The organism is Acetobacter orleanensis (assembly GCF_001581005.1).
In the GTDB taxonomy this organism is placed as follows: domain Bacteria; phylum Pseudomonadota; class Alphaproteobacteria; order Acetobacterales; family Acetobacteraceae; genus Acetobacter; species Acetobacter orleanensis.
Window position 1 is genome coordinate 1 of sequence record NZ_LHZV01000026.1, and the last position, 9,870, is coordinate 9,870.

At 50.4% G+C, this 9,870-nt stretch carries 8 protein-coding genes and 4 pseudogenes; 7 read left to right on the forward strand and 5 right to left on the reverse strand.

Annotated elements, in window-relative coordinates:
* Positions 1 to 1,673 (forward strand): HAD-IIIC family phosphatase (locus AD949_RS00360; protein ID WP_061504592.1); only part of this gene is annotated, 1,673 nt, incomplete at its 5' end.
* Between the two features lie 38 nt (positions 1,674 to 1,711).
* Here the strand turns inward: AD949_RS00360 and cysE are convergent.
* Both cysE and AD949_RS00370 read right to left on the reverse strand, forming a co-directional pair.
* Positions 1,712 to 2,473 (reverse strand): serine O-acetyltransferase, encoded by a 762-nt coding sequence (gene cysE / locus AD949_RS00365; RefSeq protein WP_371277387.1) that lies wholly within the window; start codon positions 2,471 to 2,473, stop codon positions 1,712 to 1,714.
* Between the two features lie 146 nt (positions 2,474 to 2,619).
* Positions 2,620 to 3,873, reverse strand: coding sequence for a UbiH/UbiF/VisC/COQ6 family ubiquinone biosynthesis hydroxylase (locus AD949_RS00370; RefSeq protein ID WP_048836620.1), 1,254 nt, complete (start codon positions 3,871 to 3,873; stop codon positions 2,620 to 2,622).
* A 211-nt stretch (positions 3,874 to 4,084) separates the two neighbouring features.
* Here AD949_RS00370 and AD949_RS00375 point away from each other — a divergent pair, with 211 nt between their 5' ends.
* From AD949_RS00375 to AD949_RS00390, 4 genes and pseudogenes are all read left to right on the forward strand, one after another.
* On the forward strand, positions 4,085 to 4,423 hold the full coding sequence (locus tag AD949_RS00375) for a P-II family nitrogen regulator (protein WP_048836631.1): 339 nt from the start codon (positions 4,085 to 4,087) through the stop codon (positions 4,421 to 4,423).
* A 66-nt stretch (positions 4,424 to 4,489) separates the two neighbouring features.
* Positions 4,490 to 5,806: a glycosyltransferase family 2 protein gene (locus tag AD949_RS00380; protein ID WP_048836619.1), complete on the forward strand. Its 1,317-nt coding sequence runs from the start codon at positions 4,490 to 4,492 to the stop codon at positions 5,804 to 5,806.
* Between the two features lie 96 nt (positions 5,807 to 5,902).
* Positions 5,903 to 6,480: pseudogene (locus AD949_RS00385) on the forward strand (transposase); the annotation flags it as partial.
* 77 nt (positions 6,481 to 6,557) lie between these two features.
* A complete protein-coding gene (locus AD949_RS00390; RefSeq protein WP_248845766.1) occupies positions 6,558 to 7,085 on the forward strand; it encodes a transposase in 528 nt (175 codons plus the stop codon).
* A gap of 36 nt (positions 7,086 to 7,121) precedes the next feature.
* Here the strand turns inward: AD949_RS00390 and AD949_RS13525 are convergent.
* The 3 pseudogenes from AD949_RS13525 to AD949_RS00405 all read right to left on the reverse strand — a co-directional run.
* Positions 7,122 to 8,075 (reverse strand): annotated as a pseudogene (locus tag AD949_RS13525) (IS630 family transposase).
* Between the two features lie 109 nt (positions 8,076 to 8,184).
* A pseudogene (locus AD949_RS13530) lies at positions 8,185 to 8,398 on the reverse strand (transposase); the annotation flags it as partial.
* A gap of 13 nt (positions 8,399 to 8,411) precedes the next feature.
* A pseudogene (locus AD949_RS00405) lies at positions 8,412 to 8,994 on the reverse strand (IS630 family transposase); the annotation flags it as partial.
* Between AD949_RS00405 and AD949_RS14350 the strand changes: the two are divergent.
* Both AD949_RS14350 and AD949_RS14355 read left to right on the forward strand, forming a co-directional pair.
* Positions 8,973 to 9,335, forward strand: coding sequence for a hypothetical protein (locus AD949_RS14350; protein WP_248845767.1), 363 nt, complete (start codon positions 8,973 to 8,975; stop codon positions 9,333 to 9,335). The pseudogene AD949_RS00405 and the gene AD949_RS14350 overlap by 22 nt on opposite strands.
* A complete protein-coding gene (locus tag AD949_RS14355) occupies positions 9,332 to 9,643 on the forward strand; it encodes a transposase (protein ID WP_244926410.1) in 312 nt (103 codons plus the stop codon). Before AD949_RS14350 ends, AD949_RS14355 begins: the two co-directional genes overlap by 4 nt.
* The last annotated feature ends 227 nt before the right edge of the window (positions 9,644 to 9,870 follow it).

Genomic DNA, 9,870 nt, shown 5'->3' on the forward strand with positions numbered 1-9,870 from the left:
ATATTCCGTATAATTTTGTCAGTGCCCTGCCAGACACCCCCCCCTCCCCCCCTTCAGACTACAGCTTTCAATATCTGCAAATTCCTTTGTGCTCCGTATTGAGTGACCGTGTAATCTGGGGTTTTCGCTTTAATGAGAATGGCTTTGCCAGAACTATTCTCGAAGATGCCTACAGCGTTATTGATACTATGCTGGCCAGCGCAATGATCTACAATGAGCAGCACGGTATGCTGACATTCGTGTCCAACTTCATTGTTCCACAAATAAGCACTGCTTCTAGTCTGAATGAACGTGGCGGCAGCAATGATCTGATAACACTTACTCAAAAACTGAATGATTACCTAAGAGAGAAAATTACAACCTATAAAAACTCCTACCTTCTGAATGTAGATACTATCACCTCAACAATTGGTAAACGTTATATTCTTGATGATACTATTTATTTCCACTCTCACGGCGCTGTAGCCTGTCAGGACTGGGATGATTTCGGCTCAATCGCCAGAAATGAGCCCATTCCTCCGTTGAAAACAGTCTATCCTGTCAAAAAAGAAGCGTTTCTGGACGCTATCTTCCGTCAGATGGTCACTGCATATCGAACAATTAGGCAAATTGATCAGGTCAAAGCTGTTGTATTTAGTCTGGATAACACTTTATGGCGTGGACAGCTTTCTGAGAATTATCGTCTGGGATATCAACCTTGGCCACGCACCGATGGCTGGCCTTTGGGACTATGGGGAGCTATTCACTCTCTACGAGCACGGGGCATCCTTGTAGCGATCTGTTCTAAAGACGATTATGACTACGTCAAATCCCGCTGGGACGATGTGGTCGAACCTAAGCTGCTTTCTCTGGACGATTTCTCATCTGTCAAAATCAACAGACTACCCAAGACTCAGAATCTCGCTGAAATCTGCCAGGAATTTAACATCGAGCCGAAAAACATGCTTTTTGTCGATGCTAACCCCGTAGAACACGCTGCCGTAGTATCGGCTTTGCCTGGAATTCGAGTCATCGGCGGCAATCCTTATCTAACGCGCCGCATCCTGCTATGGTCAGCAGAAACCCAAATCGTTCACAGGGTGGGAAAATCTGGCAAGCAGGCACAAATAATCCATGAGCAAGCTAGAACAGAAGACAAACGCTCCAGCATGGATGGTTCAGAGTTCCTAACGCCGCTGAACTGCGAGGTATCGTTTATCAATATCAAAAGCACCGAGCAAGCAGAGTTCGAGCGCACTCTAGAACTGACCAACGAGTCCAACCAATTCAATACGAGTGGTCAGCATTGGTCTTTTGAAAATATTGCCGACTTCCTTAAATCCGGCGGAAAAATTCTTACCTTTATGGCCAAAGACAATTTTACAGACTACGGCCTTGTTGGCGCTCTATATCTGAAAGGGACTGAAATAGTCCAATATGTCATGACTCGTCACTTACCGGAAACGGGAGTGGAAGAGTTTGCTATTGCGGAAGCGGTTCAATTCCTGCGCTATATCCATCAGGGTGAAACAAACATCACAGCAACAATCAAAGAAACAGCTCATAATACTCCTTGCCGGGACGTCTATATCCGCTCAGGTTTTCAAGAAGCACCATCTCAGAACGGTATCAGACGCTTCATTCTGGACAGCAAAGACACACCCAAGTTTTCCCTGCACATAAAGAAAGCCTGATCTGAAAAAACCCTGCACTGTAATGTGCGGGGTTTTTCTTAAATAATGTAATCAATTGGCGGCAATGTCTGATCCATAGTAAAAGCTGGCATACTCGAATGTCTGGTGCCCACTTTACGAGCCGGATTCCCAACAACCGTCGTAAATGCGGGAACTGATTCCAAGACAATTGACCCTGCACCAATCTTGGCACCCTCACCAATTTCGATATTACCCAACACCTTCGCTCCGGCACCAATCAGCACTCCCCTGCGCACCTTAGGGTGACGATCCCCGGAGTGTTTACCTGTTCCCCCTAGAGTAACTTCCTGCAGGATAGACACATCGTCCTCAATAATAGACGTTTCTCCCACAACAATACCTGTCCCATGGTCAAAAAGAATGCGCCGACCAAGGCTGGCTGCCGGATGAATATCCACGCCAAATAATTCTGAACCACGACTCTGCAAATGCAACGCCAGATGCCGCCGCCCGGCACGCCAGAGCCAATGTGCAATCCTATAGCTTTGAACAGCATGGAAACCTTTGAAAAATAAGAAGGGTGCCACATAATCCGGACACGCAGGGTCACGCTCGCGAATAGCAACAATATCCGCAGCAGCCGCACATACTATCTCTGGTTGAGCGTCAAAACCTTCTTTTACCAGTTCTGCCAGCGCATCTGCAGCAACAGACCTGTCCCCCAGCTTCCGTCCCAGCAAAGCAGCCAGAGCCGATGCAAAATCTGCGTGACTTTTTATTCCTGTTGCCAACAGCCCGCGTACCAAAGGATCATGGCACACGCATGCCTCCGCAACCATATGCTGCCATAAAAGCTCCAGTTTTGGCGAACATATGCCTGCTTCGTCAAAATGACTGGAGAGAATGGAAGACGTATGCAGCCTGTTCATAGGCAGGTCCTTTATATCGGTCGCCAGATGCTCTACCCAGCCCTGAACATCCGGCGTTAGAGCCCCATGGCGTGCTTTACGAAAGCCTTTCTCAATTTCGGCAAACGATGCACTCCGACAATCCCGATATCACGCGCCAGTCTGATGATAGGATTATCGTTACTAAACAATCTATCAAGTGTATCCGTTGCGGCAAGCATGAGCATATTCGCGGGACGACAACGCGCCTGATAACATGCCAACAACGCAGGTGCTCCCAGATCATCTCCTCTGGAATGCGCTGTTACCAGAATATCACTTAAAGCAATAATATCCCGGAACCCCAGATTAAGTCCCTGCCCTGCAATTGGGTGAATCCCATGTGCAGCATCTCCAACCAACAGCAAACGCGTATCTGTATAACGCTGTGCATATTGTGCAGACAAAGGATATACCCAACGACGACCAACTGGTGTCACTTTTCCGAGCCTGTGATTGCCCATGCGTCGCTCGACCTCCCGAGCGAAGACATCATTCGGCAGATCAGCAAAGCGTTGCGCCAAAGCGTCTTTATCACTCCAGACAATAGCCGAAAGATAAGGGTGCTCCTCTGTTCCTGCCATCGGAAGTTGAGCAAACGGGCCAGCTGGCAGGAAGTGCTCCAGAGCACCATTGTCATGTGGAAATTCATGCGCAATCGCACACACAATGGCAGTTTGCCCATAAGACAGTTTTGTGAGTGGAATTCCAGATTCCGAGCGTAGGCGGCTTTTGCGTCCATCAGCCGCCACAACCAGAGAAGCCCTGAATGACCGTCCATCCTGCAGATGAACTATAGCCCCCTCTGGCTTTCGAACCACCTTGACTTCTGCTGGGGCCAGTACCGTAATGTTCGGCATATTATGAAGCGTGGCATTCAAAGCAACACGCAGAGCACGCGCTTCCACCATCCAGCCAAACGGCTGATTGGCATCCGCGCGGGTGAATTCCAAAAATAGCGAGGAAGCAGGCTCTCCCGGTCGACCATCTGTTACAAGAATATCCTCAATCGGACAGGATGACAAAGGCAGAGCCTGCCAGATACCAGCCTCTTCAAGGAGCTTTTTAGGACCAGCGGCAATCGCATAGGCACGGCCATCAAAATCAGGATGTTCCATCGGCGGCAGATCGGCACGGTCTACAATTGCAACACGCAGACCCTCCACCGCGAGACGACACGCTAGAGAACCCCCAACGGGCCCAGCACCGACAATACACACATCGACATCCATTACGGGCTGATGTGAAGATATGACAGCGTTCTGAACCACAGACGCAGATGCGGCAGCCATTGGCATTATTCCTCATACAGAATGCGCGTTACCTCAGCCCAAAGCCGCAGTTTTGCGCAAAAAGCTTTCCTCTTTTTATCCAACCTCAGCAGAAGAGCCAAACAGGAAGGCTCGTCAACCATGCAAAAATCTGGCATATTTTGAGCCGAAGAAGACTTAACGCGGGCGTTCAGCCTTTTTGGCCTGCAATAGCAACAAGGACATGGATCTCATGAAGCTGATGACAGCAATTATAAAGCCATTCAAGCTTGATGATGTCCGTGAAGCGCTTGCCCCCCTTGGCATTCAGGGCCTAACTGTCTCTGAAGTAAAAGGCTTTGGCCGCCAGAAAGGCCAGACAGAAATTTATCGTGGCGCAGAATACAGGATTAGCTTCTTACCTAAAATCAAGATTGAGATTGCCGTTTCTGACACTCAGGTTGAACAAGTCATTGAAGCTATCCTTGACGCCGCACACACAGGAAAAATTGGTGATGGCAAAATTTTTGTAAGTGAACTCAATCAGGTCATCCGAATCAGAACGCGAGAAACTGGGAATGAAGCTTTGTAAGAAAAAAATTAATATATCAGCAAAATTATCATAAAAATGATCTCTTCTTAATCAAGGTATGTTTCAATGAAAAAATACGAGTGTTCCGTTGTAGTATGCGCCCGGTGGGAATCACCCTATATTATGGAATGGCTTACATATTACAAATCCATTGGTTATGATCACGTGTATCTGTACTGCAACGATGACAACCCTGAAGAACTTTATAAAACCATACTACCATTTGTAGTAGGGAAGGATCCATTTGTTACATTTGTTGATTTTACCTTTAAAGGGTTACAACATCAGATGTATCTACATTTCCTCACCAATTACCATCAGGAAACAGAGTGGGTCAGTTTCTTTGATGTTGATGAATTTCTAAATATTCCAGCTTTTTCAGATATCTCAACCCTTACAAAACACTACCCGGATGCTGATTGCATCGTTTTTTATTGGTTAGTATTTGGTCACAATGGATTCGAAAAAAATCCCACCGGACTTGTTCTGGAAAACTACAATCGACGTGGAGTTGGCATAAACGAATATACAAAATATATTTGTAAAACAGAATCATTAATGGATGATAAAATATTTTCTCAAGCGGGATTTGGATTCTGGCACAACCCACTCTGGCATAGTTATAAAAAAATTAATGCTGTTGATGTGTTGGGGCGACAAGAATTTTCCATACATAATCTCTCAAAAGAGCAGATAGAAAAAATTGAGTGTACTGCGACTGTCCATCATTATATGATCAAATCATACGAATATCTCGAGCATCGAGTGAAACGAGGAACCGCAGGATCTTTTTCTGGTCAGGTCATCTGGGATACCAGCGCAGAAAGCCAGCGTGCAGCTCTTGAAAAATCATTACTCGAGTTTAACGCCCAGCAAGACGATAGTCTTACAAGTTATTGGAACAAGCTAATTCACAAAGCATATAATAAACGTGTTGCCTCGCCTGTTACAGGCACTTTAATATCTCAAAATAAACCATGCATTCAAAGTAGCATAAGCGAATGGTCTATTGGCAGCGATGTTCATTCAGATGCAAAAAATGCTGTTAATGGTATTATAAACGGCATTCCTAAATTTCACACATCTTTGGAAAATAACCCATGGTGGGAGGTCGATTTAGGAAAAATGTCAAACGTTACAGACATTGTTATTTACAATGTTTCTGATCATTTAGCCTCAAGATGCCAAAATATAAAAATTGAATTTTCTACAGATGGGTATGTGTACAACACGTTATATGAAAAGAAAGATTCCATTCCTGTGGGCAGTCTTTTGACTCAGCCTTTTCATATTCATACCGATTTTCATGCCCGATTTATTAGAATAGTTCTTCTTGGACGTAATTTTCTACATCTGGATCAAGTATTAATATATGGAAAATAATTTCTCTTTAAATCACGTGGAGGGTTCTAAAAACCCTCTGGTTTTGGGCCCTTCTCTCTGATTCCATCTCTTGTGTGATGATTGGAGGAGTGGCTCATGACACAGTCTGGTTTCTTTGATGTTTAAGAGCGGCTTGCTCGGTTAGAGTGGGCTCGGCGACCAACCTGAAGCGTTTTCGCGGACTGTGGATTTTGAGGTGTTCCGTCCAGAACTGAACAAGGCGCTAGCCTATTCAGACGGAAGTAAAGGCGGTCGTCCTCCGTTTGATCGTGTTCTGATGTTCAAAATTCTGGTCATCCAGACGCTGAACAACTTGTCCGATGAGCGGACGGAATACCTGATCAACGACCGCCTGTCCTTCATGCGCTTCCTTGGTCTGGGGCGGAGTCGCAAGGTTCCGGCGATACGCAGTATCGTTGGAATACAGGCGGAGGCTGTCGGACCGCGTGCCGGAGGCCAAAACAGTCTGGCTGTTTCGCGAACACCTGACCCGGGCGGGTGCCATTGAAACACTATTTGAGCGCTTTAATGCCACCCTGCGGAACGCTGGTTACCGGCCGATGTCAGGCCAGATCCTGAATGCCGCACTGGTAGCGGCTCCCATGCAACGCAATGCCAATGCGGAAAAAGCCGATCCGCGTGCAGGACGGATCCCGCAGGACTGGCAGGGCAAGCTGGAAGCCCGTAAAAACCGGTAGCGTTTGGACGGCTATGGTGATTCATTTAAGTTACGCGATCACGGAGGCCTGCTATGGATCCCAAGTCCCTGTTCAGTTTGAGCGATCACCTTGATGCATTGAGCAAGGAGGGCGATCCGCTCGAGGTTTTGCACGAGACGGTGGATTTCGAGTATTTCCGGGCGTGGCTGGTCGAAGGGCTTGGTTGTGGCGATGGTAGCAAAGGCGGCCGCTCACCATTCGATCCGGTGATGATGTTCAAGGCCCTGATCCTGCAGGCGCAGCATAATCTGTCAGATGCCCGGATGGAGTTCATGATCCGCGATCGGCGGAGTTGGCTACGATTTCTGGGGCTGTCGCTCGGGGATCTAACGCTGGACGAGAACACGATCCGGCATTTTCGCAATTGCCTGACCGAGACGGTAACGCTCAAGCGGGTGATGAAGGCCTTTGACTGGCAACTCCGGAAGAAGGGCTACATTCCAATGTCCAGGCAGATCGTGGACGCCTCGGTGGTGCCTGCGCCAAGACAGCGGAACACCGAGAGCGAACGCGAAGCGATCAAGTCGGGGAAGAGCGCCAGTGGACGTGTCACGGTTTAGTTCCGGACCTTTAAGACCGAAGATGGTTATTAGAGTCTAATCCGATCTGTTTGGATCGTATCCTGCGGCTCTGAAATAGTTGACGCATTCGTTTGGGATAAAGCTTTCGGAGAGGGCGCCGATAACGTTCCATAATCCGGCGCGGGTGCGCTCCGCTGCCTTGCGGAGCAGGGCCTTGAGCTTCGAGAAGGCCATCTCGATGGGGTTGAAATCGGGACTGTATGACGGAAGGAAACGAAGCTCGGCACCGACGCTTTCGATCAACTGCCGCATGCGGGGACCTTTGTGGCTGGAAAGGTTGTCCATGATCACGATATCGCCGGGACGTAGTTCTGGCAGAAGGACACGTTCAACGTAGGTTTCGAATGACAATCGATTGATGGGACCGCTGATGACGAACGGGGCCACCATTCCCCGTGTCGTCAGTCCGGCAACGAAGGTTGTCGTGCAGCGGTGTCCGTGCGGAAACCCCATCTGCAACCGCTGACCGCGCAGGCAGTGACCATGCGCCCGTGTCATGTTGGTCTTGGCCCAGGTTTCGTCGATGAACACCAGCCGGTCGGGATCCAGATCGCTTTGCCCCTCGATCCACTCCTGCCACCGGATCAGGACATCGGGGCGGTCCTGCTCGGTGGCGTGACCGGTCTTTTTTACGCGTCAGCCCATGACGTTTGAAGAAACGCCACAGGGAGCCGTAGCCAAAATCATGCCCAGGTCGCGCAAGGCCGCTTGCAGTTCGCTCGTGCTGATATCGGGCTTTTCCGCCAGAAGGCGACGGATCAGGTCATGATGTTTCTCAAGGCGACCCGAACGTCGATCTCCGCCCAGAGGACCGGGCGTGACCGTGCCTTTCTCCCGTTCGAGCGCACGCCATCGGCTCACGCTCGCAGCGCTCACACCAAAACGCGCCGCAGCAACACGGTGGCTCGCGCCTCCCGAAACAGCAGCCAGAACACGGCTGCGAAGATCAACGGGCAGAGCTTTCGACATGACCACCGCCCTCCCCGCCGGTCATCATGATGAATCACAAATATGCCCCCTTGGGTACCCCTACAGTTTCATACAGGTCGAATTCCGCTCTAAGAGCCTGTTTGGAAAGTCACGGATGAGCGTTTCTGCGGATGAAATTGGCCCCCATGGCGACGAGGGTCATGGCGTTTGAGACGTCGATGCGTCGCTCATAATCGCGCACAAGGCGTCGTCACCGGGTCATCCAGCCGAACGTCCGCTCGACGACCCATCGGCGGGGTGGGAGCCTCGAAGCCTTTGTTCCCGTCACGACGGCAGATGATCTTGACAACAAACTCCAGATAATACCAACGGCTATCACCTTTGACCTTTATAAGCCCATTTTGTGAGGCCGATGGAACGGATGGTCGGGGGAGCGACAAGATTGTTCCACACGTTATAGGCGGCGTTGATGATGTGGTCCATGTCATCGAAGATGGTGTTGGCTAGCCAGTGGACACGGAGGAACTGCCAGACGTTTTCGATCGGGTTCAGTTCGGGAGCACGCGATGGCAGAAAGATCAGGCTGATGTTGCGCGGCAGTTTGAGTTTGGCGGTCGTATGCCATGGCGCCCGATCGAGAAGCACGACGGCATGAGCGCCCCGAGCAACACGGAGTATGAAATCTCGTCGATGTGCACTTGCATGCTGTCCTTGCCGATAAACGGGAGAGCGAGACCTGCGGCTTTGCCACGTGCGGGACAGATTGCCCCGAACAGCCATGCATTGGCATAGCGCAGGTCGGTAGGCTAGCGTGGCCGTGTCCCCGTTTGGCCCATTGCCGGACGACACTGTTCTTTTACCCGGTCCGCGCTTCGTCCCGGCACCAGATTTCGATCCGTTTGCCGCGCGGCAGATGGCCGGTGTGAGACTTCAGGATTGTCGGGAAGTTTTTTTGAAAGCGTCCATGATCGAACGCCGGACGAGAACACGATCCGGCATTTTCGCAATTGCCTGACCAAGACGGGAACGCTCAAGCGGGTGATGAAGGCCTTTGACTGGCAACTCCAGAAGAAGGGCTATATTCCAATGTCCAGGCAGAGCGCCAGAGACATTTGGCCGGACGAGCCGAACAAGGCAGCACAGAAGGATACCAACGCTCGCTGGACACTCAAGGTCGGCGGAAAAGTCCGGTATCGGGCAGATGGGACGCCGCTCCCCATGATCGCCCTGCCGGTCTTCGGCTATAAATCCCACATCAGCATCGACCGACGCTTCGGCTTCATCCGAGGATGGCTGTGACTTCGGCGTCAGCAGCGGACGGGCGTTTTCTCCGGCAGGTCGTCAGCACGAACAATACCAGTTCCAAGGTCTGGGCAGACAGTGCCTATCGATCCATGCGCAACGAGAAGTGGCTGTCGGACCAGATGCTCACGTCCCGTATTCATCGGCGCAAACCCATGGGCAAGCCGATGTCGAAGGCCACAGCGCGGGCCAATGCCGCCAAATCCTCGATCCGTGCGCATGTTGAGCACGTCTTCGCGCATCAGAAAACCGGTTCAACCTGTTCATCCGCACCATCGGCCTCGCCCGCGCTGAGGCGAAACTGACCCTTTGCAACATGGCCTACAACTTCAATCGGCTGACCTTCCACGAGCGTCTAAAAGCCGCAGCCTGACTCTGTCTGCAAGTCCGCAAAACCGGCGAAATCAACGCCGGGCATCGTGAAAATCGGTCCGAATGATGCCCTTGGTGCGTCCCGCAACCTCGACGTCATCAAGCCAGCCCGCTTCGCCAGAAATTACTCAGTTTTTGCGGGTCTCCAGCTCCTTTCTGC